Origin of the sequence: Pseudomonas solani (assembly GCF_026072635.1) — a bacterium.
Taxonomy (GTDB): Bacteria; Pseudomonadota; Gammaproteobacteria; order Pseudomonadales; family Pseudomonadaceae; genus Metapseudomonas; species Metapseudomonas solani.
The window spans coordinates 982547-1009472 of the sequence record NZ_AP023081.1 but is presented as its reverse complement, the minus strand read 5'-3'; the positions used below and the strand labels follow the sequence as shown (position 1 = coordinate 1009472).

The 26926-nt window shown below is 64.6% G+C and carries 26 protein-coding genes, 1 tRNA gene and 1 pseudogene; 16 read left to right on the top strand and 12 right to left on the bottom strand.

The window, feature by feature from the left end; all coding sequences use genetic code 11:
* Positions 1–54 precede the first annotated feature (54 nt).
* The 8 genes from rlmF to PSm6_RS04710 form a co-directional block, all read right to left on the bottom strand.
* Positions 55–1050 (bottom strand): 23S rRNA (adenine(1618)-N(6))-methyltransferase RlmF, encoded by a 996-nt coding sequence (gene rlmF / locus PSm6_RS04745; RefSeq protein ID WP_043240044.1) that lies wholly within the window; start codon positions 1048–1050, stop codon positions 55–57.
* A gap of 78 nt (positions 1051–1128) precedes the next feature.
* Positions 1129–2958, bottom strand: coding sequence for an SLC13 family permease (locus PSm6_RS04740; RefSeq protein WP_043240046.1), 1830 nt, complete (start codon positions 2956–2958; stop codon positions 1129–1131).
* A 110-nt stretch (positions 2959–3068) separates the two neighbouring features.
* Positions 3069–3365, bottom strand: coding sequence for a winged helix-turn-helix domain-containing protein (locus PSm6_RS04735; RefSeq protein ID WP_043240050.1), 297 nt, complete (start codon positions 3363–3365; stop codon positions 3069–3071).
* Between the two features lie 13 nt (positions 3366–3378).
* Positions 3379–3828, bottom strand: coding sequence for an Rv1443c family protein (locus tag PSm6_RS04730; protein ID WP_043240053.1), 450 nt, complete (start codon positions 3826–3828; stop codon positions 3379–3381).
* Positions 3829–3883: 55 nt separating this feature from the next.
* Positions 3884–6733: a valine--tRNA ligase gene (locus PSm6_RS04725; RefSeq protein WP_043240057.1), complete on the bottom strand. Its 2850-nt coding sequence runs from the start codon at positions 6731–6733 to the stop codon at positions 3884–3886.
* A gap of 109 nt (positions 6734–6842) precedes the next feature.
* On the bottom strand, positions 6843–7316 hold the full coding sequence (locus PSm6_RS04720; protein ID WP_265169675.1) for a DNA polymerase III subunit chi: 474 nt from the start codon (positions 7314–7316) through the stop codon (positions 6843–6845).
* Between the two features lie 9 nt (positions 7317–7325).
* A complete protein-coding gene (locus PSm6_RS04715; protein ID WP_043240064.1) occupies positions 7326–7745 on the bottom strand; it encodes a DNA polymerase III subunit chi in 420 nt (139 codons plus the stop codon).
* Positions 7746–7808: 63 nt separating this feature from the next.
* Positions 7809–9293: a leucyl aminopeptidase gene (locus tag PSm6_RS04710; protein ID WP_021220860.1), complete on the bottom strand. Its 1485-nt coding sequence runs from the start codon at positions 9291–9293 to the stop codon at positions 7809–7811.
* 143 nt (positions 9294–9436) lie between these two features.
* Between PSm6_RS04710 and lptF the strand changes: the two genes are divergently transcribed.
* Positions 9437–10555 carry an LPS export ABC transporter permease LptF gene (gene lptF / locus PSm6_RS04705; RefSeq protein ID WP_043240067.1) on the top strand — a complete coding sequence of 373 codons (1119 nt, stop codon included), beginning with the start codon at positions 9437–9439 and terminating at the stop codon, positions 10553–10555.
* Complete coding sequence (lptG, locus tag PSm6_RS04700) at positions 10548–11609, top strand: LPS export ABC transporter permease LptG (RefSeq protein WP_031288249.1); 1062 nt, start codon at positions 10548–10550, stop codon at positions 11607–11609. Before lptF ends, lptG begins: the two co-directional genes overlap by 8 nt.
* Before the next feature lie 63 nt (positions 11610–11672).
* Here lptG and PSm6_RS04695 read toward each other — a convergent pair whose 3' ends face one another.
* The 3 genes from PSm6_RS04695 to PSm6_RS04685 form a co-directional block, all read right to left on the bottom strand.
* A complete protein-coding gene (locus tag PSm6_RS04695; RefSeq protein ID WP_031288248.1) occupies positions 11673–12170 on the bottom strand; it encodes an RDD family protein in 498 nt (165 codons plus the stop codon).
* A 113-nt stretch (positions 12171–12283) separates the two neighbouring features.
* Positions 12284–12496 (bottom strand): cold-shock protein, encoded by a 213-nt coding sequence (locus PSm6_RS04690; RefSeq protein ID WP_003298189.1) that lies wholly within the window; start codon positions 12494–12496, stop codon positions 12284–12286.
* Between the two features lie 343 nt (positions 12497–12839).
* Positions 12840–12925 (bottom strand) — tRNA-Leu (locus PSm6_RS04685).
* 107 nt (positions 12926–13032) lie between these two features.
* Between PSm6_RS04685 and queA the strand changes: the two genes are divergently transcribed.
* The 6 genes and pseudogenes from queA to PSm6_RS04655 all read left to right on the top strand — a co-directional run bounded on the left by queA (position 13033) and on the right by PSm6_RS04655 (position 19212).
* On the top strand, positions 13033–14082 hold the full coding sequence (queA, locus tag PSm6_RS04680) for a tRNA preQ1(34) S-adenosylmethionine ribosyltransferase-isomerase QueA (protein WP_265169674.1): 1050 nt from the start codon (positions 13033–13035) through the stop codon (positions 14080–14082).
* A 14-nt stretch (positions 14083–14096) separates the two neighbouring features.
* Positions 14097–15212 (top strand): tRNA guanosine(34) transglycosylase Tgt, encoded by a 1116-nt coding sequence (tgt, locus tag PSm6_RS04675; protein ID WP_265170499.1) that lies wholly within the window; start codon positions 14097–14099, stop codon positions 15210–15212.
* Between the two features lie 56 nt (positions 15213–15268).
* Positions 15269–15610 carry a preprotein translocase subunit YajC gene (gene yajC, locus PSm6_RS04670; protein WP_021220854.1) on the top strand — a complete coding sequence of 114 codons (342 nt, stop codon included), beginning with the start codon at positions 15269–15271 and terminating at the stop codon, positions 15608–15610.
* Between the two features lie 61 nt (positions 15611–15671).
* Complete coding sequence (gene secD, locus PSm6_RS04665; RefSeq protein ID WP_021220853.1) at positions 15672–17534, top strand: protein translocase subunit SecD; 1863 nt, start codon at positions 15672–15674, stop codon at positions 17532–17534.
* Positions 17535–17541: 7 nt separating this feature from the next.
* Positions 17542–18455 (top strand): annotated as a pseudogene (gene secF, locus PSm6_RS04660) (protein translocase subunit SecF).
* A 202-nt stretch (positions 18456–18657) separates the two neighbouring features.
* A complete protein-coding gene (locus PSm6_RS04655) occupies positions 18658–19212 on the top strand; it encodes a glycine zipper 2TM domain-containing protein (protein ID WP_265169673.1) in 555 nt (184 codons plus the stop codon).
* Positions 19213–19306: 94 nt separating this feature from the next.
* On the opposite strand, the gene suhB is transcribed toward PSm6_RS04655, so the two are convergent.
* The gene (gene suhB / locus PSm6_RS04650) at positions 19307–20122 is read right to left on the bottom strand and encodes a type III secretion system regulator SuhB (protein ID WP_265169672.1); all 816 of its coding nucleotides are present in this window, start codon (positions 20120–20122) and stop codon (positions 19307–19309) included.
* Positions 20123–20267: 145 nt separating this feature from the next.
* Here suhB and trmJ point away from each other — a divergent pair, with 145 nt between their 5' ends.
* From trmJ to hscA, 8 genes are all read left to right on the top strand, one after another.
* Positions 20268–21041 carry a tRNA (cytosine(32)/uridine(32)-2'-O)-methyltransferase TrmJ gene (trmJ, locus tag PSm6_RS04645; protein ID WP_043240082.1) on the top strand — a complete coding sequence of 258 codons (774 nt, stop codon included), beginning with the start codon at positions 20268–20270 and terminating at the stop codon, positions 21039–21041.
* Positions 21041–21817, top strand: coding sequence for a serine O-acetyltransferase (cysE, locus tag PSm6_RS04640; protein WP_021220848.1), 777 nt, complete (start codon positions 21041–21043; stop codon positions 21815–21817). The genes trmJ and cysE overlap by 1 nt, the downstream gene beginning before the upstream one ends.
* Before the next feature lie 148 nt (positions 21818–21965).
* Positions 21966–22472 (top strand): Fe-S cluster assembly transcriptional regulator IscR, encoded by a 507-nt coding sequence (gene iscR / locus PSm6_RS04635; protein ID WP_021220847.1) that lies wholly within the window; start codon positions 21966–21968, stop codon positions 22470–22472.
* Positions 22473–22502: 30 nt separating this feature from the next.
* Entirely contained in the window at positions 22503–23717 is a 1215-nt protein-coding gene (locus PSm6_RS04630; RefSeq protein ID WP_043240086.1) for an IscS subfamily cysteine desulfurase, read from the top strand.
* A 31-nt stretch (positions 23718–23748) separates the two neighbouring features.
* On the top strand, positions 23749–24135 hold the full coding sequence (gene iscU / locus PSm6_RS04625; protein ID WP_021220845.1) for a Fe-S cluster assembly scaffold IscU: 387 nt from the start codon (positions 23749–23751) through the stop codon (positions 24133–24135).
* A 26-nt stretch (positions 24136–24161) separates the two neighbouring features.
* Positions 24162–24485, top strand: coding sequence for an iron-sulfur cluster assembly protein IscA (gene iscA, locus PSm6_RS04620; RefSeq protein WP_021220844.1), 324 nt, complete (start codon positions 24162–24164; stop codon positions 24483–24485).
* 8 nt (positions 24486–24493) lie between these two features.
* Positions 24494–25015, top strand: coding sequence for a co-chaperone HscB (gene hscB / locus PSm6_RS04615; protein WP_043240089.1), 522 nt, complete (start codon positions 24494–24496; stop codon positions 25013–25015).
* A gap of 48 nt (positions 25016–25063) precedes the next feature.
* Positions 25064–26923 (top strand): Fe-S protein assembly chaperone HscA, encoded by a 1860-nt coding sequence (gene hscA / locus PSm6_RS04610; RefSeq protein WP_265169670.1) that lies wholly within the window; start codon positions 25064–25066, stop codon positions 26921–26923.
* Positions 26924–26926: the final 3 nt, after the last annotated feature.

The window sequence follows — 26926 nt, the reverse complement described above, 5'->3', positions numbered from 1 at the left end:
GTAACGCCTACAAGAGCATCGCGAATGAATTCGCTCCCACAGGGAAGGAGCGGATCAGGCGGGCCAGCGTTCCTTGCGCCAGGCGCGGCGCTGGTTCTTTTCCAGGTAGGTCCAGGCGACGAAGCGGCTTTGCTTCTGGCCCTGGGCCATGTGCACCACGCGGACGTCGGTGGCGCCGAGGGCCTTGAGACGGTCCTGCAGGGGCGCGACGTTGCCGGCCTTGGACACCAGGGTGCTGAACCAGAACACCTGCTGGCCGAAGGTGGCGCTTTCGTCGGCCATGCGCGCGATGAAGGCCGCTTCGCCGCCTTCGCAGTGCAGCTCGTTGGACTGGCCGCCGAAGTTGAGCACCGGCAATGTGCGGCTCGGGTCCTGCTTGCCGAGGTTCTTCCACTTGCGCCGACTGCCGCTGCGGGCTTCGTCCAGGGAGGCGTGGAAGGGCGGGTTGCACAGGGTGAAGTCGAAGCGCTCGTCGGCCTGCAGCAGGCCCTGGAAGATGTGCTGCGGGTGCTCCTGGCGGCGCAGCTCGATGGCGTCGCCGTATTGCGGGTTGGCGGTGAGGATGGCGGCGGCGGAGTCCAGGGACTGCGGGTCGATGTCGGCGCCGACGAAGCGCCAGCCGTAGTCATGGTGGCCGATCAGCGGGTAGATGCAGTTGGCCCCGACGCCGATGTCCAGCCCGCGCAGGCCGGGGCCCTTGGGGATCACGCCGTCATGGGCGGCGCCCAGCAGGTCGGCCAGATGGTGCAGGTAGTCGGCGCGACCGGGGATGGGCGGGCACAGGTAGCCGGCGGGGATGTCCCACTGGCGGATGCCGTAGAACTGCTGCAGCAGCGCGCGGTTGAAGACCTTGACCGCCTCGGGGTTGGCGAAGTCGATGCTTTGCTTGCCGTAGGGGTTGAGGATGACGAACGCGGCCAGCTCCGGGTTGCCTGCGATCAGCGCCGGGAAGTCGTAGCGGCCCTGGTGGCGGTTGCGCGGGTGCAGCGGCGCCTTGCTCCCTTCGGACGGCTTGGCCGGTGCGGTCTTGCTGGGCGGTTTGCTGGGCATGGCGAGGTCCGGGAACGAAGGGCAGGCGCGCATTATTCACAACCCGCCGGGTTTGGCCAGCCGCCGTCGGGCGGCCGGTCAGAAGGGCAGGAGCCAGGGCACCAGCAGCACGGTGACGACCATCACCAGCAGGGTGAAGGGCACGCCGACCTTGACGAAGTCGCCGAAGCGGTACTGGCCGGGGCCGAGCACCAGGGTGTTCACCGGTGAGGAGATGGGCGTCATGAAGGCGGCCGAGGCGGCCAGGGCCACGGTCATGGCGAAGGGCTGCGGCGAGACGCCAAGCTGCTGGGCGGTGGCGATGGCCACCGGGGCCATGAGCACGGCGGTGGCGGTGTTGGAGATGAACAGGCCGATCACTGCGGTGAGCACGAACAGCGCGGCGACGACCAGGCGCGGCGTGGCATCGCCCAGCAACGCCACCAGGCCCTGCACGGCGAGGCCGATGCCGCCGGTCTGTTGCAGGGCGTGGGCGAAGGGCAGCATGCCGACGATGAGGATCAGCGTGGGCCAGTGGATGGCGCGGTAGGCGCTGTCCAGGTCGATGCAGCGGAACGCGCCCATCAGCAGGCAGCCCACCAGCGCGGCCATGACGTTGGGCACCAGGCCGCTGACCATCAGCACCACCATCACCGCCAGGCTGAGCAGGGCGTGGGGCGCCTTGTGCGCGGTGGGGGCCACTTCGTCCACCTCGGCGGGCAGGCTGAGCACCAGGAAGTCGCGGCCCTGGGCCTGCAGGCGGTGGATGTCCTTCCATTCGCCGGCCACCAGCAGGGTGTCGGAGCCCTTGAGCTTTTCATCCACCAGCACGCCTTCGAGGGGGCGACCGTGGCGGCGCAGGCCGACGACGTTGAGGCGGTGGCGGCTGCGGAAGCCCAGTTCCTGGATGGTCTTGCCCGGCAGCTCCGATTCCGGCGGCAGGGCGACTTCGGCCAGGCCCAACTGGTGGGCGTGCAAGCTGTAGTAGGAAGCGTTGAGGGGCATGGGCTCCAGGCCCAGTGCATGGTAGGCGCCGAGCAGGCCGATGGCGGGGCTGGCGAGGTCCACCAGCAGCACGTCGCCGGGCTCCAGCTGGGTGTTGCCGGTGGCCATCAGCAGCAGGGTGCGGAACTTGCGCTGGCGCTCGACGGCGATGACGTTGATGCCGTATTCGCGGCGCAGCTCCAGCTCGTTGAGGGCCTGGCGCGCCAGGGGCGAGTCGGCGCGCACCCGCAGGCGCCGTTCGCGCTCGCTGAGGTGGTAGGCGCCGGCCAGGTCAGCGAGGGTCAGGCGCGGGGCGGCGGTGTTCTGGTCACGGCTGTCGCGGCCGAGCCAGCGGCTGGCGACGAGCATGTAGAGCACACCGAGGACCAGCACGGCGAGGCCGATGGGGGTGGGGCCGAAGAAGCCGAAGCCGTCGAAGCCGGCGCGGCGCAGTTCGCTGTGCACCACCATGTTCGGCGGCGTGGCCACCAGGGTGAGCATGCCGCTGATCAGGCCGGCGAAGGCCAGGGGCATCATCAGCCGCGCCGGGGCGATCTTCAGGCGGGCGGCGACGCCGAGCACCACGGGGATGAAGATGGCGACGATGCCGGTGGAGCTCATCACCGAGCCGAGCCCGGCGACGCTGAGCATGAGCAGCACCAGCAGGCGCGTCTCGCTGCTGCCGGCGCGGGCCACCAGCCAGTCGCCCAGGCGGTAGGCGATGCCGGTGCGCACCAGGCCGTCGCCGATGATGAAGAGCGCGGCGATCAGCACCACGCTGGGGTCGCTGAAGCCGGCCAGGGCCTGCTCGGTGGTGAGCACGCCGCTCAGCGCCAGGGCGACCAGGGCCAGCAGGGCGACGGCGTCCATGCGCGGGCGGTTGCGCACGAAGAGGGTGACGACCACCAGCAGCAGGCCGAGTACCCAGATGAGTTGCGGGGTCATGGCGGGGGCTCCTGGATGGGGTGTGGCTGTTGCGCCGTAGCCCGGATTTCAACCCGGAGGGGGTTCCCGGGCTGAAGCCCGGGCTACGACTATCTACGGACGTGATTCTGTCAGGGGTAGCCGAGGGTGGTCTTGATCTGTTGCAGGTTGGCGGCGATCCAGTGCTTGTCGATGGCGCCCCAGTCGCGGATCACGTAGTGGCCGGCGTTGTTGCGGGCGCCTTCGTCCTGCTGGAACTGGCAGTCGATGTCCAGGTCGGCGAGGGCGGCGAGGGTGTCCTGGGCAGTGCGGCGGGGCATGCCGGTGGCGTCCATCAGGGCGGGGACGCTGACGGCGGTGCCGCTGTCGATCAGCCAGGCGACGTAGAGGCGGCGGTAGAAGCTGGTCTTGGTCTTGCTGGTTTCCATGGGGGCTCCGGGTTCAGGGCGCGCGATGGCGCAGCACGCGGTGGCGGTTGGCGAAGAACAGGCGCAGGAACAGCCGCACCAGCGGGGCGCCGAACAGTGGCTCGACGGTGAGGCGGTCGATCACCCGGGTGCCGCTGCCCTGTACTTCCAGGCGGCGTTCGTGGCGCCATAGGCGCATGCCGGTCATGGGGGATTCTTCGACGAAGCCGACGCCGGGGTTGAGCTCGCGCAGGGTCAGCCGCGAGGTGCCCAGCGGCAGAAAGCCGAACAGCCAGAGGTAGCTGGTGAACAGCGGCTCGCCGGGCTGGAAGGCGAGGTCTTCGAGGTTGCGGATGCCGGCGGGCACGGTCATGCGCAGCCAGGGGCGCATTTCCTCGCGCAGGCGGTCGATGTCGGTGATCCAGCTCCAGGCCTGGCCGGGGCTGACGGCGAGGGTGGATTCGAAGCGCAGTTCGATGGGCATGTCTTCCACGTCCCTATGAAAGAGCAAGGCCCGCCGATTGGCGGGCCTTGTGGGCTTACAGGTTGGCGATCTTCTCGCGCTGCTCGGCCAGCTTGGCCAGGGCCTGTTCGGCTTCGGCCAGCTTGGCGCGCTCCTTGTCGAGCACTTCGGCCGGGGCCTTGGCGACGAAGCCTTCGTTGGCGAGCTTGCCGCCGACGCGCTTCACTTCGCCGTCCAGGCGCTGGATTTCCTTGTCCAGGCGGGCCAGCTCGGCTTCCTTGTCGATCAGGCCGGCCATGGGCACCAGCACCTGCAGGTCACCCACCAGGGCGGTGGCGGACATGGGGGCTTCTTCGCCGGCAGCGAGGACGCGGACCGATTCGAACTTGGCCAGCTTGTTCAGCAGCGGGCCGTTGTCGGCGAGGCGGCGCAGGTCTTCATCGCTGGCGTTGGCCAGGACCACGTCGATGCGCTTGGCCATGGAGATCTTCATCTCGCCCCGGATCTGGCGCACGCCGAGCATCAGGGTCTTGACCCATTCGATGTCGTCTTCGGCGGCCGCGTCGATACGGGCTTCGTTGGCCACCGGCCAGGGCTGCAGCATCAGGGTGTCACCACTGACGCCTGCCTGGGCCTTGATGCGCTGCCAGATCTCTTCGGTGATGAAGGGCATGAACGGGTGGGCCAGGCGCAGGATGACCTCCAGCACGCGCACCAGGGTGCGGCGGGTGCCACGCTGGCGCTCGATGGGGGCGTTTTCGTCCCACAGCACCGGCTTGACCAGCTCCAGGTACCAGGAGCAGTACTCGTCCCAGACGAATTCGTAGAGGGCCTGGGCGGCGAGGTCGAAGCGGAAGGCGTCGAGCTGGCGGGTGACTTCGGCTTCGGTGCGCTGCAGCTGGGAGATGATCCAGCGGTCGACCGAGGACAGCTCGACGGCTTCGCCGTTGATGCCGGTGTCCTGGCCGTCGGTGTTCTCGGTGACGAAGTTGGCGGCGTTCCACAGCTTGTTGCAGAAGTTGCGGTAGCCCTCGACGCGGCCCATGTCGAACTTGATGTCGCGGCCGGTGGAGGCCAGCGAGCAGAAGGTGAAGCGCAGGGCGTCGGTGCCGTAGCTGTTGATGCCTTCGGGGAACTCGACCTTGGTCTGCTTGGCGATCTTCTCGGCCAGCTTGGGCTGCATCATGCCGCTGGTGCGTTTCTCCAACAGGGCGTCGAGGGTGATGCCGTCGACGATGTCCAGCGGGTCGAGGACGTTGCCCTTGGACTTGGACATTTTCTGGCCCTGGCCATCGCGGACCAGGCCGTGGACGTACACGGTCTTGAAGGGGACCTGGGCGCTGCCGTCGTCGTTCTTCACCAGGTGCATGGTGAGCATGATCATCCGGGCGACCCAGAAGAAGATGATGTCGAAGCCGGTGACCAGCACGTCGGTGGGGTGGAAGGTCTTGAGGAAGTCGGTCTGTTCCGGCCAGCCGAGGGTGGAGAAGGTCCACAGGCCCGAGCTGAACCAGGTGTCGAGGACGTCGTCGTCCTGGCGCAGGGCGATGTCGCCCAGGTTGTGCTTGGCGCGGACTTCGGCTTCGTCGCGGCCGACGTAGACGTTGCCGGCTTCGTCGTACCAGGCCGGGATGCGGTGGCCCCACCAGAGCTGGCGGCTGATGCACCAGTCCTGGATGTCACGCATCCAGGAGAAGTACATGTTTTCGTACTGCTTGGGCACGAACTGGATGCGGCCGTCTTCCACAGCGGCGATGGCGGGTTCGGCCAGGGGCTTGGTGGAGACGTACCACTGGTCGGTCAGCCAGGGTTCGATGACGGTGCCGGAACGGTCGCCCTTGGGCACCTTGAGGGCGTGGTCGTCGATCTTTTCCAGCAGGCCGAGGGCTTCGATGTCGGCGACGATGCGCTTGCGCGCGTCGAAGCGGTCGAGGCCGGCATAGGCGGCGGGCAGGCTGCCGTCGAATTCGCCGTTGACGCTGCCGTCGATGTGGAACACCTGGGCGGTGGCGAGCACGGCGGCGTTCTTGTCGAAGATGTTGATCAGCGGCAGGTCGTGACGCTTGCCGACTTCATAGTCGTTGAAGTCGTGGGCCGGGGTGATCTTCACGCAGCCGGTGCCGAACTCGGGGTCGCAGTAGTCATCGGCGATGATGGGGATGCGACGGCCGACCAGGGGCAGCTCGACGAACTTGCCGATCAGGGCCTTGTAGCGCTCGTCTTCCGGGTGCACGGCCACGGCGCTGTCGCCGAGCAGGGTTTCCGGACGGGTGGTGGCGACCACCAGGTGGTCCTTGCCGTCGGCGGTCTTCAGGCCGTCGGCCAGCGGGTAGCGCAGGTTCCACAGGTGGCCCTTCTCGTCGTGGCTTTCCACTTCGAGGTCGGAGATGGCGGTGTGGAATTTGGTGTCCCAGTTGACCAGGCGCTTGCCACGGTAGATCAGGCCATCCGCGTGCAGGCGCACGAAGGCTTCCTTGACCGCTTCGGAGAGGCCGTCGTCCATGGTGAAGCGCTCGCGCGACCAGTCGACGGAGGAGCCGAGGCGGCGGATCTGGCGGGTGATGGTGCCGCCGGACTGTTCCTTCCATTCCCAGACCTTGTCGAGGAACTTCTCGCGGCCGAGGTCGTGGCGATCGACGCCCTGGGCGGCCAGCTGGCGCTCCACCACCATCTGGGTGGCGATGCCGGCGTGGTCGGTGCCCGGCTGCCACAGGGTGTTGCGACCCTGCATGCGGCGGAAGCGGATCAGCGCGTCCATGATGGCGTTGTTGAAGCCATGACCCATGTGCAGGCTGCCGGTGACGTTCGGCGGCGGGATCATGATGGTGTAGGACTCGCCGGAGCCTTGCGGGGCGAAGTAGTTGTTCTTCTCCCAGGTCTGGTACCAGGAGGTTTCGATGGCGTGGGGCTGGTAGGTCTTGTCCATGGTGCGGCGGGACCGTGTCGGCAACTGATCGGAAAGCCGCCGAGTATAGCGGCTGCGGGTACAAGCCCCAAGCGCGGGGCGCGATGGGGCGGCGCGAGGCGCGCGCCGGTCAGCCGCGGCGGGGCGGCTGGGGCAGGAGGCGGGTCAGGCGTGCGCTGAGGCGGCGCTTGAGCTCGGCTTCTATCTGGGGCACGAAATCGTCGATGACGTCTTGCAGGATGAGTTGCGCGGCGGCGCGCAGCTCGGTGTCCAGGCGGCTGAATTCCTGGGCGCTGGCGGCTTCGGCGCTGCGCTGCAGGGCGGACTGGATGGGGGTGGTGCTCGGCTGCTCGACCCGCGCTGCAGGCGCGGGGGTGGACTGCACGGCCGGCGCCGGGCGCGGGGCGACGGGGTCGCTGCCCAGCGGGGTGAGCTCGAAGGGCGGTGGTTCGACGATTTCGGAGAGCAGGGGGATGCTGTCCGGGTCGACGGACTCGGTGAGCAGGGGCGGCTCGCTGCTGGTGTGTTCATCGAGCAGGGCGCGGATCGACTCGAGGTCGTCGAGCAGGTGAGCGGGCTTTTGCGGCGGTCTGGAGTTGTCCATGGGGCGTACTTAGAGTTCGACTCGCTTTGGATCATAGCCGCGCTGGCGATAGGTCCGGAAATTCTCACGGCAGGCGGCCAGCAGCGCTGGCTCCTGATTGACGATCTCGATGATGCGGCTGAAGCGTTCGAGATGCGGCGAGAGGCTGGCGTCGAGGTTGATCAGCAGGCCCTGGGCGGCTTCGGGCTGTTCGTTGGCGCCGATCACCACCGGTGCCTGCGGGTCGTCTTCATGCTGGCCGTGGGGGATGAAGGTTTCGGCCTTGAAGCGCCACATCAGCTCGTCCAGCTCGTTGCCCTGGGCCTTGTCGGCGCAGCGAACGAACACCGGCAGGCCATGGCGCCAGGCCTTGCTCGCCAGCTGGCAGGCGGCGCGCAGGCGGTCCGCCGGGCTGCTGGAAGAAAGGACGTAGAACTCGACGCGGGTCATGGCTGGGTGTTCCTGAGGTGAGGCGGGTGCCCGGCGGCCTGTGCCGCCGGGCGATGCTGCAGTTTACACGCGGTCCAGCAGGTACTGGGTGAGCAGGGGCACCGGACGACCGGTGGCGCCCTTGTCCTTGCCACCGCTGACCCAGGCGGTGCCGGCGATGTCGAGGTGGGCCCAGTGGAACTTCTTGGCGAAGCGCGACAGGAAGCAGCCGGCGGTGATGGTGCCGGCCTTGGGGCCGCCGATGTTGGCGATGTCGGCGAAGGGGCTGTCGAGCTGCTCCTGGTATTCGTCGAACAGCGGCAGCTGCCAGGCGCGGTCGTCGGCGTATTCGCCTGCCTTGAGGATCTGCTTCACCAGGCCGTCGTTGTTGCCCATGAGGCCGGAGACGTTGCTGCCCAGGGCGACGATGCAGGCGCCGGTGAGGGTGGCGATGTCGATCACCGCCTGGGGCTTGAAGCGCTCGGCGTAGGTGAGGGTGTCGCACAGCACCAGGCGGCCTTCGGCGTCGGTATTGAGGATTTCGACGGTCTGGCCGCTCATGGTGGTGACGATGTCACCGGGGCGGGTGGCGCCGCCGCTGGGCATGTTTTCGGCGCAGGCCAGCAGGCCGACGACGTTGATCGGCAACTGCAGCTCGAGCAGGGCACGGAAGGTGCCGAGCACGCTGGCGGCGCCGCACATGTCGTACTTCATCTCGTCCATGCCGGCGGCGGGCTTGATGCTGATGCCGCCGGTGTCGAAGGTGATGCCCTTGCCTACGAGGGCGTAGGGTTTGTCGTCCTTCTTGCCGCCCTGGTAGTTGAGCACGATCATCCGCGGCGGCTGGTCGCTGCCCTGCGCGACGGCGAGGAAGGCACCGGCGCCGAGCTCCTTGAGCTTCTTCTCGTCCAGTACTTCGACCTTGAGGTTCTTGTGGGCCTTGGCCAGTGCCTTGGCTTCCTCGGCGAGGAAGCTGGGGTGGCAGAGGTTCGGCGGCAGGTTGCCGAGGTCCTTGGTGAAGGCCATGCCGGTGGCGATGGCCTGGGCATGGGCGCTGCCGCGCTCGACGTCGGCGACTTCGGCCTTCTCGGCCAGCAGGGTGATTTTCTTCAGCGCCGGGGCATCGGCCTTGGTGCTTTTGAAGCGGTCGAAGCGGTAGGTGCCGTCGGCCAGGGTTTCCACCAGCAGGCGGGCCTTGCCGTAGGCGTCGCGGCCCTTGACCGCGAGTTCGCCCAGGGCCAGTACGGCGTCGCTGCCGCCAAGGCCCTTGAGCACGCCGTTGACGGCGGCGGCGACCTTGCGGAACTGGCGGTCGCCGAGTTCACGTTCCTTGCCCACGCCCACCAGCAGCACGCGGTCGGCCTTGAGGTTGGGCAGGCTGTGCAGCAGCAGGGTCTGGCCGACCTTGCCGGCGATATCGCCACGCTTGAGCAGGGCGCTGATCGCGCCACCGGTGGCGCCATCCAGTGCGCTGGCGGCGGTGCCCAGTTTGCGGCCTTCGCTGACGGCGACGACCAGGGTGGCGGTTTTCAGGGTTTCGGGACGAGCGCTTTTGACGAGGAATTCCATGACGTATGTCCCCAAGACAAAGAGTCGGGATTGCAGGATATAATGCCGGCCATTTTTCAGTGGTCCGCCGGTTCGGCGGGCTGGCCACAAAGCGGCTAGTTTGAGCGTAGCCGCCTGAGCCTGACAACCCTGGAGTGTCTGGTTTGATTGTCTTCCGTTATCTGTCCCGCGAAGTCCTGGTCACCCTGAGCGCCGTAAGTGCGGTGCTGCTGGTGATCATCATGAGTGGTCGCTTCATCAAGTACCTGGCCCAGGCCGCGCAAGGCGTCCTGGACCCGGGCGTGCTGTTCCTGATCATGGGCTTCCGCCTGCCGGGCTTCCTTGAACTGATCCTGCCGCTGGGTTTGTTCCTCGGCTTCCTCCTGGCCTATGGCCGGCTCTACCTGGACAGCGAGATGACCGTGCTCGCCGCCACCGGCATGAGCCAGCAACGGCTGATGGCCTACAGCCTGGCGCCGGCGACCCTGGTGGCGCTGCTGGTGGCCTGGCTGAGCCTGGGCCTGGCGCCCCAGGGCGTGGCCCAGGTGGCGCGCATCCTCAATGAGCAGGACGCGCTGACCGAGTTCGACACCCTGGTGCCGGGCCGCTTCCAGACCATGAAGAACGGCACGCGGGTGACCTACACCGAGAGCCTTTCGGCCGACCGTGGCGAGCTGGGCGGGGTGTTCATCTCCGAGAAGCGGCTGTCGCAGAACAACAAGGAACGCGGCATCGGCGTGCTGGTGGCGGAGAAGGGCAGCCAGGTCATCCACAAGGATGGCAGCCGCTACCTGATCCTGGAGAACGGCTACCGCTACGACGGCAACCCGGGCAAGGCCGACTACCGCGCCATCAAGTACGAGACCTACGGCATCCTCCTGCCCAAGCCGGAAATCAGCGGCGAGATCGGCGAGCGCGAGGCGATCCCGACCTCCGAGCTGATCGGCAGCGACAACCCGCGCTACCAGGCCGAACTGCAATGGCGCTTGTCCATTCCGCTGCTGGTGTTCGTGGTGACCCTGCTGGCGGTGCCGCTGTCGCGGGTCAATCCGCGCCAGGGCCGCTTCCTCAAGCTGCTGCCGGCGATCCTTCTTTATATGGCCTACCTGTCCTTGCTGATCGCTGCGCGCGGCCAGCTGGACAAGGGCAAGATCCCCATGGCGCTCGGCCTCTGGTGGGTGCACGGGATGTTCCTGCTGGTGGGCCTGTCATTGCTTTACTGGGAGCCGTTGCGGCTGAAGTGGGCAGCTCGTCGTGATGCCCGTGAGGTGGCCCATGGTTAGGTTGGATCGTTATATCGGCACCAGCGTGTTCTTCGGCATCCTCGCGGTGCTGGGGGTGATAGTCGGGCTGGCGCTGCTGTTCGCCTTCATCGATGAACTGGGCGATGTGGATGGCTCCTACGGTGTGCTGGAAGCGGCCACCTATGTGCTGATGACCACGCCGCGCCGGGTTTACGAGATGCTGCCGATGGCGGCGCTGATCGGCAGCCTGATCGGTCTTGGCGGCCTGGCCAGCAGCAGCGAGCTGACCATCATGCGCGCGGCGGGCGTGTCCATCGGACGCATCGTCTGGGCGGTGATGAAGCCGCTGCTGGTGCTGATGCTGGTGGGGGTGCTGATCGGCGAGTACGTCGCGCCCTGGAGCGAGAACCTGGCACAGGGCAACCGCGCCCTGGCGCAAGGCGGCGGTGAGGCGCAGAGCGCCAAGCGCGGCCTGTGGCACCGCCAGGGTAACCAGTACGTGCACATCAACGCCGTGCAGCCCAATGGCGTGCTCTATGGCGTGACCCGCTACGACTTCGATGGCGAACGCCATATGCAGTCGGCGAGCTTCGCCCGGCGCGCCCTGTACCAGACCGACCACTGGCAACTGGAAGATGTTTCCACCACCTACTTCCGCGGTGACCACACCGAAGTGGTGGAAGCGGCGAACGAGCGCTGGGACATCGAGCTGAACCCGCAACTGCTGGGCACGGTGGTGATGGAGCCCGAGGCCCTGTCGATCACCGGCCTGTGGCGCTACACCCATTACCTGGCGGACCAGGGGTTGAACAACGGCCGCTACTGGCTGGCGTTCTGGACCAAGGTGCTGCAGCCGCTGGTCACCGGTGCGCTGGTGCTGATGGCGATCTCCTTCATCTTCGGCCCGCTGCGCTCGGTGACCCTGGGGCAACGCGTGTTCACTGGCGTGGTGATCGGCTTCGTGGTGCGGATCAGCCAGGACCTGCTTGGCCCGTCCAGCCTGGTGTTCGGCTTTTCGCCGCTGCTGGCGGTGCTGATCCCTGCGGGTATCTGCGCCCTGGCCGGTGCCTGGTTGTTGAGGCGCGCGGGGTAGTTTCCCCGGGCATGAAAAAGCCGGCTGCGAGCCGGCTTTTTCTTGGGCGCGATTCGGGTGGCGCTACTTCTTGTGGATGTTCTTCGGCAGCTGGACGACCTGGCTGTCGGAGTACATGTCGTGCCAGCTGCGCTTCTGCTTGTCGACGATCATCCACAGGAAGCCGAGGCCGAAGCACAGCCAGGAGCCGATGGCGACCACGAAGCGCAGCAGGGCCTGCCACAGGCTGATGGCCGAGCCGTCGCGGTTCTGGATGCGCACGCCCCAGACCTGCATGCCGAGGGTCTGGCCGCCGCGCATCCAGAACTTGCTGAAGAAGGCGAAGAGGCTGAGGAACAGCAGGCTGGAAAGCACCGGGTCGCCGATCAATGCGCCCTGTTCGGCCATCTGCCGCAGGCGCTCGCTGCCGAAGATCGCGCGCAGGATCGCCTGCTGATAGAAGAGGGTGACGACCATCATCAGGGCAACGCAGAGAAGGAAGTCGTAGAAGATTGCCGCGAAGCGGCGGATTGGACCCGCGACGGGGAAATCGCCTTCGGGACGCAGTTTCTGGTTCGGCATGGAAAGCCCTTGCAAACGTGGGGTCGCGACATTCTAAGGGCTGGGCTCCATAGAATCACGGGCATAAAAAAACCCCTGATGTTTCCATCAGGGGTTCTTTCAAAGCAGAAGGCTTAGCCCAGGATTTGAACCTGGTCAGCCTGCATGCCTTTTTGACCTTGCACAGCTACGAAGCTGACTTTCTGGCCTTCTTTCAGGCTCTTGAAGCCGTTACCTTCGATAGCGCGGAAGTGCACGAACAGATCCGGACCGCTTTCGGGGGTGATGAAACCAAAACCCTTCTCGTCGTTGAACCACTTAACGGTGCCGTTTTGACGATTCGACATGTCTTATTTCCTTGAAACTAGAGTTGATGACAGCCTCTTGCTTTTCTTAAAGCATAGAGGGCTGGAACTGGTTGCAGAGAGTAAGAGAAGTCGAGCGGGATGTAGCGGATCTGTAGGATCTACTGCACCAGGTCACGATTCAACAGCGACCCATGCAAACACAGTGCGCACACTCTACGCTAACTTTCTTGGAATTGCCAACCCCCGAAAGGTCAATCCTAGGCGGGGTTTGGGGAGATTTCCAGTACCGATGTACGGCTTCTGAAAAAGGTGTTTCGGCAGGGCTGTTTTGAGGTGTAGCGATGGGCTGCAGCTCGCGAGAAATGCGGGCTTGCTGAAATCGTGGTGCCCCGGGAGAGACTCGAACTCTCACTCTGTCGCCAGAAACGGATTTTGAATCCGCCGCGTCTACCATTCCGCCACCGGGGCACGATGGCGGCGGAGTATAGGGAGGCGGCCGAGGCGGGTCAATCCGCCCGCGTGGTCAGATTTACGCATTTCCGTTAATATTCGCGCCCCTGCAAGAAGACCCCACCATGCGCGTTGCCGACTTCCATTTCGAGCTCCCCGAGCACCTCATCGCCCGTCATCCGCTGAGCGAGCGGCGTGCCAGCCGCCTGCTGGTGCTCGATGGCCCCACGGGTGAATTGGCCCACAAGGGCTTTGCCGACCTGCTGGGCTATCTGCGCCCCGGCGATCTGATGGTGTTCAACAACACCCGGGTGATCCCGGCGCGCCTGTTTGGCCAGAAGGCATCGGGCGGCAAGCTGGAGATACTGGTGGAGCGCGTGCTGGACAGCCATCGCGTGCTGGCCCATGTGCGTTCGAGCAAGTCGCCCAAGGCGGGCTCGACCATTCTCATCGACGGCGGTGCCGAGGCGACCATGCTGGCGCGCCACGATGCGTTGTTCGAGCTGGGCTTTGCCGAAGACGTGCTGCCGTTGCTGGACCGCCTCGGGCATATGCCGTTGCCTCCTTATATAGACAGGCCGGACGAAGACGCGGACCGTGAGCGCTACCAGACCGTTTATGCCCGCCATGCCGGCGCGGTTGCGGCACCCACGGCCGGGCTGCATTTCGACGAGGCGTTGCTGGAGTCCATCGCTGCGAAGGGTGTCGAAACCGCGTTCGTCACCCTGCACGTGGGGGCCGGCACCTTCCAGCCGGTCCGCGTCGAGCGCATCGAGGAGCACCACATGCACCTCGAGTGGCTGGAGGTTGGCCAGGAAGTGGTTGATGCCGTGGCGGCCTGTCGCGCCCGTGGCGGCCGGGTGATCGCCGTCGGCACCACCAGCGTGCGCTCGCTGGAAAGTGCCGCGCGTGACGGTGTGCTCAAACCCTTCAGTGGCGACACCGATATCTTCATCTACCCGGGCCGGCCGTTCCACGTGGCGGATGCCCTGGTGACCAACTTCCATCTCCCCGAATCCACCCTGCTGATGCTGGTGTCGGCATTTGCCGGCTATCCGGAAACAATGGCTGCCTACAGTGCGGCGGTTGAGCAGGCCTACCGCTTCTTCAGTTACGGTGATGCCATGTTCATCACCCGCAACCCCGCTCCACGCGGGCCCGAGGACCAAGCATGACCCGTACCTGCCGCATGACCTTCGAACTGCTGGCCACCGAAGGCAAGGCCCGTCGTGGCCGTCTGACCTTCCCCCGTGGCGTGGTCGAAACGCCGGCCTTCATGCCGGTTGGCACCTATGGGACGGTCAAGGGCATGCTCCCGCGTGACATCGAGGACATCGGTGCGCAAATCATCCTCGGCAATACCTTCCACCTCTGGCTGCGCCCTGGCACTGAGGTGATCAAGCGCCACGGCGACCTCCATGACTTCATGCAGTGGCAGGGGCCGATCCTGACCGACTCGGGCGGCTTCCAGGTCTTCAGCCTGGGCGCCATGCGCAAGATCAAGGAGGAGGGCGTGACCTTCGCCTCCCCGGTGGATGGCGCCAAGGTGTTCATGGGCCCTGAGGAGTCCATGCAGGTACAGCGCGATCTCGGCTCCGACATCGTGATGATCTTCGACGAGTGCACGCCGTACCCGGCCGACCTCGATGTGGCCAAGCGCTCCATGGAGCTGTCGCTGCGTTGGGCCAAGCGCTCGAAGACCGCTCATGGCGAAAGCACGGCCGCGTTGTTCGGCATCGTCCAGGGCGGCATGCATGAAGAGCTGCGCATGCGTTCGCTGGACGGGTTGAACGAGATCGGTTTCGACGGCCTGGCCATCGGTGGCCTCTCCGTGGGTGAGCCCAAGGAGGAAATGATCCGTGTACTCGATTACCTGCCCGCACAGATGCCGGCGGACAAGCCGCGCTACCTGATGGGCGTGGGCAAGCCGGAAGACCTGGTGGAAGGCGTGCGCCGCGGTGTGGACATGTTCGACTGCGTGATGCCGACCCGTAACGCCCGCAACGGCCACCTGTTCGTCGAGACCGGGGTGCTGAAAATCCGTAACTCGGTGCACAAGCACGACGACTCGCCGCTGGACCCGACCTGCGACTGTTACACCTGCAAACATTTCTCCAGGGCCTATCTGCATCATCTGGACAAATGCGGTGAAATGCTCGGCAGCATGTTGAATACAATCCACAACTTGCGGCATTACCAGCGCCTGATGGCTGGTTTGCGCGAGGCAATCCAACAGGGTAAATTGGCCGCCTTTGTCGATGCCTTCTATGTCCGGCGCGGACTACCGACACCGCCCCTGGACTGATAAAGCCGCATATATAGAGCTGAACATTCTTCAAATTTTCGCAACAGGAGTGCTACATGAGCTTTCTGATTCCCGCCGCCTATGCCGACGCTGCCGCCCCGGCCGCAGCAGCTGGTCCCGCCGGCACTGGCTTCGAGTGGGTTTTCCTGGTCGGTTTCCTGGTCATCTTCTACCTGATGATCTGGCGTCCCCAGTCCAAGCGCGCCAAAGAGCACAAGAATCTGCTGGGCAACCTGCAGAAGGGTGACGAAGTGGTTACCTCTGGCGGTATCGCCGGCAAGGTGGTCAAGGTCTCCGATGACTTCGTGGTCATCGAGGTGTCCGAGACCGTCGAACTGAAGATCCAGAAGGTCGCCATCGCGGCCACGCTGCCGAAAGGCACGCTGAAAGCCATCTAACGATTCGTTCTTCACCATTCACGGGGCGCTTAAGGCGCCCCGCGTCATAACGGGCGGTGTCATGCTCAACAAGTACCCTCTGTGGAAATATCTGCTGATCCTGGCGGTTCTCGCCCTCGGCCTGGTCTATTCCGCACCTAACCTCTACCCCAATGATCCGGCCATCCAGATCTCTGGCAACAGCACCGCGCTGAAGATCCAGCAGGGCGATCTCGATCGCTCCGTGGCGGCTCTCAAGGCTGCCGGGTTCGAAGTCAAAAGCGCGAGCCTCAGTGAGCGTGGTGGCTTGCTGCGCCTGACCAAGCTGGGTGATCAACTGCCGGCCAAGGAGGTCGTCACCCAGGTGCTGGGCGAGGACTACGTGGTTGCGCTGAACCTCGCGCCGACCACGCCGGACTGGCTGCGCAGCGTGAGTGCGACGCCGATGAAGCTGGGCCTCGACCTTTCCGGTGGTGTGCACTTCCTGCTGGAAGTGGACATGGAGAAGGCCGTTTCCGCCCGCGTGAAGATCTACGAAGGCGAAGTCCGCACCCTGCTGCGCAAGGAGCGCGTGCGCTACCGCAGCCTGCCGGGCATCGACAACGGCTTCCAGCTCGGCTTCAGTGACCAGGAGTCGCTGGACAAGGCGCAGTCGCTGATCCGCAAATCCTTTACCGATTTCGACCTGAAGACCGCCGAGCGTGGTGATCAGCAGGTGATGAGCCTGACCCTGACCCAGGCCAAGCTGACCGAAATCCGCGAATACTCGATCAAGCAGAACCTGACCACCGTACGCAACCGCGTGAACGAGCTGGGCGTTTCCGAGCCGCTGGTACAGCGTCAGGGCGCCAACCGCATCGTGGTCGAGCTGCCGGGCGTGCAGGACACTGCCGAAGCCAAGCGTATTCTCGGCAAGACCGCCAACCTCGAGTTCCGCCTGGCTGCCGCCCCCGATGCGAGCAAGGCCAGCACCGAATCCTTCGAATTCCGCGAGCCGGGTCGCCCGCCGGTACCGCTGGAGCGCAGCCTGATCATCACCGGTGACCAGGTTACCGATGCCCAGGCCAGCTACGACGAGAACGGTCGCCCGCAGGTGAACATCCGTCTGGATGGCCATGGCGGCGAGCTGATGAACCGCGCCACCCGAAACAACGTCGGCCGCAGCATGGCGGTGATCTTCATCGAGCAGCGCCCGATGAACCGCAAGGTCAAGCAGGTGGTGGACGGTGTCGAGCAGGAAGTCGTGGTTCCCGGTTTCAAGGAAGAGAAGAAGATCATCAGCCTGGCGACCATTCAGTCGCCGCTGGGCAACCAGTTCCGCATCACCGGTCTGAACGGCCAGGGCGAGTCGTCCGAGCTGGCCCTGCTGTTGCGCGCCGGTGGCCTGGCTGCGCCGATGTACTTCGCTGAAGAGCGCACCATCGGCCCGAGCCTGGGTGCCGAGAACATCGTCAAGGGCATCGAGTCCACCGAGTGGGCGATGGTCTTCGTCTCGCTGTTCATCATCGCCATCTACCGTTTCTTCGGTGTGCTGGCGACCGTTGCCCTGGCCTTCAACCTGGCCCTGCTGGTGGGCCTGATGTCTGCCATCGGTGCGACCCTGACCCTGCCGGGCATCGCGGGTATCGTGCTGACCCTGGGCATGGCGGTGGACGCCAACGTACTGATCTATTCACGGATACGAGAAGAGCTGGCCAATGGCATGTCCGTACAGCGTGCCATTCATGAAGGCTTCGACCGTGCCTATGCGGCGATCGTCGACTCCAACCTGACCACCCTGCTGGTGGGCGGCATTCTCTTCGCACTGGGTACCGGTCCGATCAAGGGCTTCGCCGTCACCATGTCCCTGGGTATCGTCACCTCGATGTTCACCGCGATCATGTTCACCCGTGGTCTGGTCAACCTGATCTTCGGTGGCCGTAACTTCAAGAAACTGTGGATCTGAGGCAGCCATGATCAAGTCAACAATCCGCTTCATGGCGATCCGCAATCTTGCGTTCGCCGTTACTGTCGTCATCAGCCTGGTCGGTATTGGTGCCCTGTTCATGAAGGGGCTGAACTTCGGCCTGGACTTCACCGGTGGCACTCTGATCGAACTGTCCTACGAGAAGCCCGCCAACCTCGAGCTGATCAAGGAAGAGTTGGGGCAGGCTGGCTATCGCGATGCCGTGGTACAGAGCTTCGGCGCCAGCACCGATGTGCTGGTGCGTATGGCTGGCGAGGACCCGCAACTGGGCAACCAGGTCGCCGCGGCGCTGCGCAAGATCGACGCCGATAGCAAGTTCGTGGTCAAGCGCGTCGAGTTCGTCGGCCCGCAGGTGGGCGAAGAGCTGCGTGACCAGGGTGGCCTCGCCATGCTGCTCGCGCTGGGCGGTGTCCTGCTGTACCTGGCCTTCCGCTTCCAGTGGAAGTTCGGCGTCGGCGCGATCGCTTCCCTGGTGCATGACGTGATCGTCACCCTGGGCATCCTGGCGTTCTTCCAGCTGCCATTCGACCTGACGGTGTTGGCGGCGGTGCTGGCGATGATCGGTTACTCGCTGAACGACACCATCATCATCTTCGACCGTATCCGCGAAAACTTCCGCGTGCTGCGCAAGGCTGACCTGATCGAGAACATCGACGTCTCCTGCACCCAGACCCTGCTGCGTACCATCGCTACCTCGACCTCCACCGCGCTGGCTCTGGTCGCGCTGCTGGTGTTCGGGGGCGACAGCCTGCACGGCTTCGCGGTCGCGCTGCTGGTGGGTGTGGTCGTGGGTACCTACTCGTCGATCTACATCAGTGCCCCGTCCTCATCTGGCTGGGCCTGCGTTCGGAGGACCTGATTCCTCCGGCCGTGGCCACCGAGGTGGACGAACGTCCCTGAGTTTGAGCGTGTTGCCGATGGGGCCTGCATCTGCAGGCCCTTTTTGTTTGGGGCGGCGGTGTTCTTTCTGGGGAAGTGGCGCGGTGTGATGGCTGTCCCAGTCGCTTGCGTGGGATAGATCCTACGGGAACTCGGGCAAAGAGCTGTACTCCAAGGCAGGGAGTAGGGCGCAGATGCGCCGGTTTTGAACCAGGAGGTCCATGTGAACAAGTCGATGCTCGTCGGCGCCGTATTGGGTGCCGTCGGTGTAACCGCCGGTGGCGCCGTCGCTACCTACAGCCTTGTGGGTAACGGCCCGGAATATGCCGAGGTGCTCGCGGTCCAGCCGGTCAAGGAGACTTTCAAGACCCCGCGTGAGGTCTGCAAGGATGTCGCTGTGACCCGTCAGAGGCCGGTCCAGGACCAGCACCAGATCGCCGGTACCGTACTGGGTGCTGTGGCGGGTGGCCTTTTGGGCAACCAGGTCGGTGGCGGCAACGGCAAGAAGATCGCCACCGTGGCAGGCGCCGTGGGTGGTGGTTATGCCGGTAACAAGGTGCAGGAGCACATGCAGAACAGCGACACCTATACCACCACTGAAACCCGCTGCAACACCGTTCAGGAGAGCAACGAGAAAGTGGTTGCCTATGACGTGCAGTATCAATTGGATGGCAAGGTGAACCAGGTGCGTATGGATCACGATCCGGGCACGCAGATCCCTGTCACCAAGGAAGGTCGCCTGGTCCTGACGCAGCGTCAGGCCGGCATCCAGCAGTGATCCGTCGGTGAAAGGAAAAAGGCGCCCAAGGGCGCCTTTTTCGTGGGCATGAAAAACCCGGCGCCTGGCCGGGTTCTTCTTGTTGCGGTGCGTATCAGCGCTTCAGCGAAGGCGGCAGGTGCGGCTGGATGGCCGTCAGGACCGCCTTGAAGCACTTGGTGTTGCCGGCAACGATGTGGCCTTTCTCGAGGAAGTCATGGCCGCCGGTGAAGTCGCTCACTAGGCCGCCGGCTTCCTGAACCAGCAGGGCGCCTGCTGCCATGTCCCACTCGGACAGGCCGAACTCCCAGAAGGCGTCGAAGCGACCGGCGGCAACGTAGGCCAGGTCCAGGCTGGCGGAGCCGGCGCGACGGATGCCGGCAGTCTGGCCGACCAGGCTGCGGAACATGTTCAGGTAGTTGTCGAGGTTGTCCAGTTGGCTGTTGCGGAAGGGGAAGCCGGTGCCCAGCAGGGCGCCTTCCAGGCTCTTGCGCGGGCTGACGCGCAGGCGGCGGCCGTTGAGGGCGGCGCCGCGGCCGCGGCTGGCGGTGAACTCTTCCTGGCGAACCGGATCGATTACGACGGCGTGCTCCAGGCGACCCTTGTATTTGCAGGCGACGCTGACGGCGAAGTGCGGCACGCCGCGGATGAAGTTGGTGGTGCCATCCAGCGGGTCGATGATCCACTGATAGTCAGCGCCTTCGCCAATGCCTGCGATGGAGCCGCCTTCCTCGCCGAGGATGCTGTGGGTCGGATAGGCTTTGCGCAGCGCTTGAATAATGGTTTCTTCGGCGGCGCGGTCGACTTCGGTGACGTAGTCCTTGGCGTCCTTTTCGTTCACCGAAATCACGTCCAGGCGCTCGATGGAGCGGAAGATCAATTCACCGGCGCTGCGAGCGGCGCGCAGGGCGATATTCAGCATAGGCTGCATGGGGGAGTCACCTGGGTCGTTAAAGAAAGCCGGACATTCTAACAGAAAAGCGTTGCGCATGAAGTGCAGGCCGGCGCTTTCATGGCGTTCGGCCGAGTGCTTCTGTAAGATTTCATCCCCTGAAGTTTAGGTTGGAGCCAGCGCCTTGCTGCAAAACATTCGCGTGGTCCTGGTCGGTACCAGTCACCCCGGCAATATCGGCGGGGCGGCTCGCGCCATGAAAAACATGGGGTTATCGCGCCTGGTGCTGGTGGAGCCCGAGCAGTTCCCTCATCAGGAAGCCTGGGCGCGTGCCTCCGGTGCCGATGACATTCTCGAGTCCGCGCAGGTCGTCGGAACGCTGGAAGAGGCGTTGGTCGGCTGCAGCCTGGTGTATGGCACCAGTGCGCGTGACCGTCATATCCCCTGGCCGTTGCTCGACCCTCGCGAGTGCGGTGCCAGTTGCGTCGAGCAGGTGGAGGGTGGCGCCGAAGTGGCGCTGGTGTTCGGGCGTGAGTACGCCGGCCTCACCAATGAAGAGCTGCAGCGCTGCCAGTTCCATGTGCATATCCCTTCCGATCCCGAATTCGGCTCGCTGAACCTGGCGGCGGCTGTCCAGGTGCTGACCTATGAGGCCCGCATGGCCTGGCTGGGCGTGCAGGGCAAGCCGACCAAGATGGAAAAGGTGGAGCTGACCGCCGAGGAAAACATCCAGCCGGTGACGGTGGATGAGCTGGAACTGTTCTTCGGCCACCTCGAACGTACGTTGGTCGATATCGGTTTTCTCGACCCGGAGCGCCCGCGCCATTTGATGCCGCGGCTGCGTCGTCTGTACGGGCGTAGCGCCATCAGCAAGCTTGAGATGAATATCCTGCGCGGCATCCTGACTGAGACCCAGAAGGCTGCGCGTGGAGAAATCCAGAAGCGGAGAGAGAAGTGATGTTCGAACGCATGCGAGAAGACATTCAAAGCGTATTCCACCGTGACCCGGCTGCGCGCAATGCCTTCGAGGTGCTCACCTGTTACCCCGGCCTGCACGCCATCTGGCTGCATCGTCTGGCTAATGCCTTGTGGCTGGCGGGCTGGAAGTGGCTGGCGCGCCTGGTGTCGAACTTCAGTCGCTGGATGACTGGTATCGAGATCCACCCGGGGGCGCGCATCGGTCGGCGCTTCTTCATCGATCACGGCATGGGCATCGTCATTGGCGAAACCGCCGAGATCGGCAATGACGTCACCCTCTATCAAGGTGTGACCCTGGGTGGCACCAGCTGGAATGCCGGCAAGCGCCACCCGACGCTGGAAGATGGCGTGGTGGTCGGTGCGGGCGCCAAGGTGCTCGGCCCGTTCACGGTGGGAGCTGGCGCCAAGATCGGCTCCAACGCCGTGGTGACCAAGGCGGTGCCGGCCGGCGCCACTGCCGTGGGGATTCCGGGGCGGGTCATCGTCAAGGAAGACCCGGAGCAAGTGGCCAAGCGCCAGGCCATCGCCGAGAAGTTCGGCTTCGATGCTTATGGCGTGAGCCAGGACATGCCTGACCCGGTGGCACGCGCGATCGGACAGTTGCTGGACCACGTCCAGGCGGTGGATGAGCGCCTGGAGGGCATGTGCAAGGCGCTGACGGCCCTGGGTAGCGACTACTGCGGCAAGGCACTGCCGGCGCTTCGCGAAGAAGATTTCGAGGGTGTAAAGGACGAGGTGCGGCCGCCGGCGGCCTGATGGGCGAGGGGTGCGATAGGGGGTGCAATTCTGATATCATGCGCGCCCCTGTATCTGCTAATCCCGACTAATTTGATAGGTCTTATAGTTGACTTAAATAGTCGGGAATCGCATACTCGCTGGCAAATCAGCGAACCGTGGAACTCCCATGCGCTTGACCACTAAAGGCCGCTACGCCGTCACAGCCATGCTCGACCTGGCTTTGCATTCGCAGCAAGGTCCGGTTTCTCTGGCAGATATTTCCGAGCGTCAGGGCATCTCCCTTTCTTACCTCGAACAGCTCTTCGCCAAGTTGCGCCGTGGCAGCCTGGTCAGCAGCGTTCGTGGTCCGGGTGGCGGTTACCAGCTTTCCCGCGATGTGGCCAGCATCTACGTTGCCGAAGTCATCGACGCCGTCAACGAGTCGGTCGATGTCACGCGCTGCCAGGGGCAGGGCAATTGCGACTCTTCCGGAGGCGCCTGTCTGACCCACCATCTGTGGGATGACCTGAGCATGCAGATCCACGAGTTCCTCAGCAGCATCAGCCTGAGTGACATCGTCGCCCGTAACGAAGTCCAAGAGGTGGCCCAGCGCCAGAACGAGCGCCATGACCAGCGCCGCCTCGGTGGCAGGATGCCGCGTTCAGAAAAGATTGAAGTGTCCGCCATCGAATGAGCAGGGCGCCCGCCTGATAGGAGATAACCGATGAAATTGCCGATTTACCTGGACTACTCCGCTACCACACCGGTGGACCCTCGTGTTGCACAGAAGATGAGCGACTGCCTGCTGGTCGATGGCAACTTCGGCAACCCGGCCTCGCGTTCCCACGTGTTCGGCTGGAAGGCCGAGGAAGCGGTGGAGAATGCCCGTCGCCAGGTCGCTGAGCTGGTCAATGCCGACCCTCGCGAAATCGTCTGGACCTCCGGTGCCACTGAGTCCGACAACCTTGCCATCAAGGGTGTCGCGCACTTCTACAACACCAAGGGCAAGCACATCATCACCTCCAAGATCGAGCACAAGGCGGTCCTGGACACCACTCGCCAGCTCGAGCGTGAAGGCTTCGAAGTCACCTACATCGAGCCGGGCGAAGACGGCCTGATCACCCCCGCGATGGTCGAAGCGGCCCTGCGCGAAGACACCATCCTGGTGTCGGTGATGCACGTGAACAACGAGATCGGCACCATCAACGACATCGCGGCCATCGGTGAACTGACCCGTGCCCGCGGCATCCTGTTCCACGTCGATGCGGCCCAGTCCACCGGCAAGGTCGAGATCGACCTGGACAAGCTGAAGGTCGACCTGATGTCCTTCTCTGCCCACAAGACCTACGGCCCCAAAGGCATCGGCGCGCTCTACGTTCGTCGCAAGCCGCGTGTGCGCCTGGAAGCCATGATGCACGGCGGTGGTCACGAGCGCGGCATGCGTTCCGGCACCCTGGCCACCCACCAGATCGTCGGCATGGGCGAAGCCTTCCACATCGCCAAGCAGGAAATGGCCTCCGAGAACCAGCGCATCAAGGCACTGGCGGACCGCTTCTGGGCTGCAGTGGATGGCATGGAAGAGCTCTACCTCAATGGCAGCGCCACTTCCCGTGTCCCGCACAACCTGAACATCAGCTTCAACTACGTCGAAGGCGAGTCGCTGATCATGGCGCTGAAGGACCTCGCGGTCTCTTCGGGTTCCGCCTGCACCTCGGCCTCTCTCGAGCCGTCCTACGTGCTGCGCGCACTGGGCCGCAACGACGAGTTGGCACACAGCTCCATTCGTTTCACCTTTGGCCGCTTCACCACCGAACAAGAAGTGGATTACGCAGCCAGCAAGGTCCGTGAAGCCGTAGACAAGCTCCGTGAATTGTCTCCCCTGTGGGACATGTACAAAGAGGGCGTCGACCTCTCGACGGTCGAATGGCAGGCGCACTGACGCCACCCCTGATGAGTGAGGAATAAGCACCATGGCATACAGCGAAAAGGTCATCGACCACTACGAAAACCCGCGCAACGTCGGCAAGCTCGACGCTGAAGATCCCGATGTCGGCACCGGCATGGTCGGCGCGCCGGCCTGCGGCGACGTGATGCGCCTGCAGATCAAGGTCAACGAGCAGGGCGTTATCGAAGACGCCAAGTTCAAGACCTACGGTTGCGGTTCGGCCATCGCCTCCAGCTCCCTCGCCACCGAGTGGATGAAGGGCAAGACCCTGGACGAAGCCGCTGCGATCAAGAACACCACCATCGCCGAAGAACTGGCGCTGCCGCCGGTGAAGATCCACTGCTCGGTTCTGGCCGAGGACGCCATCAAGGCGGCCGTCCAGGACTACAAGCAGAAAAAGGGTCTGCTCTAACCGCTCGACTGAGTTAAGGAGCCGCTATGGCCATCAGCATGACTGCTTCCGCCGCCGATCACGTGCGTCGCTCCCTCGAAGGGCGCGGCAAGGGTGAGGGTATTCGCCTGGGTGTTCGCACCACCGGCTGCTCCGGCTTGGCTTATGTCCTGGAGTTCGTCGATGAAGTGGCGAGCGAGGACATGGTCTTCGAAAGCTTCGGCATGAAGGTGATCATCGATCCGAAGAGCCTGTCCTACCTCGACGGCACCGAGCTGGACTTCGTCCGCGAAGGCCTCAATGAGGGGTTCAAGTTCAACAACCCGAACGTTCGCGGCGAGTGTGGTTGCGGCGAGAGCTTCAACGTCTGAGGCGTCTCGTGGGCACCCCCTGTCATTTCGCATTGTTTGAACTGAAGCCTGGCTTCGACCTCGATCTGGATCAGTTGGCGAGCCGCTATCGCGAGCTGGCGCGCAGCGCCCATCCGGATCGCTTCGTCGATACCTCCGAGCGCGAACAGCGCCTGGCCGTGGAGCACGCGGCGCAGCTGAACGAGGCCTACCAGACGCTGAAGAGCGCGCCTCGTCGGGCGCGTTACCTGCTGGCGATTCGTGGCCATGAGCTGCCCCTTGAGGCGACCGTCAAGGACCCCGAGTTCCTGTTGCAGCAGATGCAGTGGCGGGAAGAGCTGGAAGAGCTCCACGACAGTGCGGACCTACCTGGCGTGGCTGCTTTCAAGCGGCGTCTCAAGGCAGCCCAGTCCGATCTGGATGGCGCCTTCTCCGCCTGCTGGAGCGACGATGCCCGCCGCGAGGAAGCCGAGCGCCTGGTGCGCCGCATGCAGTTCCTCGACAAGCTGACTCACGAAGTGCGCCAACTGGAAGAGCGCCTCGACGACTAACCCGCGCATCGCCGCATGGACGATGGTGCGCCTGAAAATCAGACAAGCATGGCCCTACTGCAGATCGCTGAACCCGGACAGAGCCCCAAACCGCACCAGCGCCGCCTGGCGGTGGGCATTGACCTGGGCACCACGAATTCCCTGGTGGCCGCTGTGCGCAGCGGTGTTTCCGCACCGCTGGCCGATGCCGATGGGCAGGTCATCATGCCGTCCGCCGTGCGCTACCATGCGGATCGCGTCGAAGTCGGCCGTTCGGCGAAGGAGGCGGCTTCCGCCGATCCGCTGAACACCGTCCTCTCGGTCAAGCGCTTCATGGGGCGCGGCCTGGAAGACGTGAAGCAACTGGGTGAGCAGCTCCCCTACCGCTTCGCCACCGGCGAGTCGCACATGCCCTTCATCGAGACCGTGCAGGGCGCCAAGAGTCCTGTGGAAGTCTCGGCCGAAATCCTCCGTGCCTTGCGCCAGCGCGCCGAAGCCACCCTGGGTGGTGAGCTGGTGGGTGCGGTGATCACCGTCCCCGCCTATTTCGACGATGCCCAGCGCCAGGCCACCAAGGACGCTGCCCGTATCGCCGGGCTCAATGTCCTGCGTCTGCTCAACGAGCCCACCGCTGCTGCCGTTGCCTACGGGCTGGATAAGCAGGCCGAAGGCGTCGTGGCCATCTATGACCTGGGGGGCGGCACGTTCGATATTTCCATCCTGCGTCTGACCCGTGGCGTCTTCGAAGTCATGGCAACCGGTGGCGACAGCGCCCTCGGCGGCGACGATTTCGACCATGCCCTGGCGGGCTGGATCGTCGAGCAGGCCGGGCTTTCCGCCGATCTTGATCCCGGTGCCCAGCGCAGCCTGCTGGAGGCCGCTTGTGCCGCAAAGGAAGCGCTGACCGCTGCCGATACGGTCGAAGTGCGTTATGCGCAGTGGTCGGGCCAGCTGACCCGTGCACGCTTCGATGAGCTGATCGAGCCCATGGTCGCTCGCAGTCTCAAGGCTTGCCGTCGCGCTGTTCGTGACGCCGGCATCGAGGTTGACGAGGTCGAGGCCGTGGTCATGGTTGGCGGCTCCACCCGTGTCCCGCGAGTGCGCGAAGCGGTCGGCGAGCTTTTCTCCCGTCCGCCCCTAACCGATATCGACCCCGACCAGGTGGTGGCCATCGGTGCCGCCGTGCAGGCGGACACCCTGGCGGGCAACAAGCGTGGCGAAGAATTGCTGCTGCTGGACGTCATCCCGCTGTCCCTGGGGCTCGAAACCATGGGTGGGCTGATGGAGAAGGTGATTCCGCGCAATACCACCATCCCCGTCGCCCGTGCCCAGGAGTTCACCACCTACAAGGACGGCCAGACGGCCATGATGATCCACGTGCTTCAGGGTGAGCGCGAGTTGATCAAGGACTGCCGATCCCTGGCCCGTTTCGAGCTGCGTGGCATACCACCCATGGTTGCCGGTGCCGCGAAGATCCGCGTGACCTTCCAGGTGGATGCCGACGGCCTGCTGGGCGTGACGGCCAGCGAAACCGCCTCCGGCGTGGAAGCGAGCATCCAGGTCAAGCCTTCCTACGGCCTGACCGACGGTGAAATCACCCGCATGCTGCAGGACTCCTTCCAGCACGCCAACGACGACAAGGTCGCCCGCGTGCTGCGTGAGCAGCAAGTCGATGCCCAGCGCCTGATCGAGGCGGTCCAGGCCGCGTTGCAGGCGGATGGCGACGCGCTGCTCACCGCTGAAGAGCGGATCGCCATCGACTTCCAGCTGGAGCAACTGCAGGCTCTGCTGGAGGGCACCGACGGTGCCGCCATCGAACAGCAAACCAAGCGGCTGACCCAAGTGACCGACGCCTTCGCGGCGCGTCGCTTGGATGCCAGCGTCAAGGCTGCCCTGGCGGGGCGCCGACTGAATGAAATCGAGGAATGACTG

Coding starts and splice junctions, on each gene's coding strand:
- rlmF (WP_043240044.1), bottom strand. CDS start 1,050: ATGCCCAGCAAACCGCCCAGCAAGACCGCACCGGCCAAGCCGTCCGAA.
- PSm6_RS04740 (WP_043240046.1), bottom strand. CDS start 2,958: ATGACCCCGCAACTCATCTGGGTACTCGGCCTGCTGCTGGTGGTCGTC.
- PSm6_RS04735 (WP_043240050.1), bottom strand. CDS start 3,365: ATGGAAACCAGCAAGACCAAGACCAGCTTCTACCGCCGCCTCTACGTC.
- PSm6_RS04730 (WP_043240053.1), bottom strand. CDS start 3,828: ATGCCCATCGAACTGCGCTTCGAATCCACCCTCGCCGTCAGCCCCGGC.
- PSm6_RS04725 (WP_043240057.1), bottom strand. CDS start 6,733: ATGGACAAGACCTACCAGCCCCACGCCATCGAAACCTCCTGGTACCAG.
- PSm6_RS04720 (WP_265169675.1), bottom strand. CDS start 7,316: ATGGACAACTCCAGACCGCCGCAAAAGCCCGCTCACCTGCTCGACGAC.
- PSm6_RS04715 (WP_043240064.1), bottom strand. CDS start 7,745: ATGACCCGCGTCGAGTTCTACGTCCTTTCTTCCAGCAGCCCGGCGGAC.
- PSm6_RS04710 (WP_021220860.1), bottom strand. CDS start 9,293: ATGGAATTCCTCGTCAAAAGCGCTCGTCCCGAAACCCTGAAAACCGCC.
- lptG (WP_031288249.1), top strand. CDS start 10,548: ATGGTTAGGTTGGATCGTTATATCGGCACCAGCGTGTTCTTCGGCATC.
- PSm6_RS04695 (WP_031288248.1), bottom strand. CDS start 12,170: ATGCCGAACCAGAAACTGCGTCCCGAAGGCGATTTCCCCGTCGCGGGT.
- PSm6_RS04690 (WP_003298189.1), bottom strand. CDS start 12,496: ATGTCGAATCGTCAAAACGGCACCGTTAAGTGGTTCAACGACGAGAAG.
- queA (WP_265169674.1), top strand. CDS start 13,033: ATGCGCGTTGCCGACTTCCATTTCGAGCTCCCCGAGCACCTCATCGCC.
- tgt (WP_265170499.1), top strand. CDS start 14,097: ATGACCTTCGAACTGCTGGCCACCGAAGGCAAGGCCCGTCGTGGCCGT.
- yajC (WP_021220854.1), top strand. CDS start 15,269: ATGAGCTTTCTGATTCCCGCCGCCTATGCCGACGCTGCCGCCCCGGCC.
- secD (WP_021220853.1), top strand. CDS start 15,672: ATGCTCAACAAGTACCCTCTGTGGAAATATCTGCTGATCCTGGCGGTT.
- suhB (WP_265169672.1), bottom strand. CDS start 20,122: ATGCAGCCTATGCTGAATATCGCCCTGCGCGCCGCTCGCAGCGCCGGT.
- cysE (WP_021220848.1), top strand. CDS start 21,041: ATGTTCGAACGCATGCGAGAAGACATTCAAAGCGTATTCCACCGTGAC.
- iscR (WP_021220847.1), top strand. CDS start 21,966: ATGCGCTTGACCACTAAAGGCCGCTACGCCGTCACAGCCATGCTCGAC.
- PSm6_RS04630 (WP_043240086.1), top strand. CDS start 22,503: ATGAAATTGCCGATTTACCTGGACTACTCCGCTACCACACCGGTGGAC.
- iscU (WP_021220845.1), top strand. CDS start 23,749: ATGGCATACAGCGAAAAGGTCATCGACCACTACGAAAACCCGCGCAAC.
- iscA (WP_021220844.1), top strand. CDS start 24,162: ATGGCCATCAGCATGACTGCTTCCGCCGCCGATCACGTGCGTCGCTCC.
- hscA (WP_265169670.1), top strand. CDS start 25,064: ATGGCCCTACTGCAGATCGCTGAACCCGGACAGAGCCCCAAACCGCAC.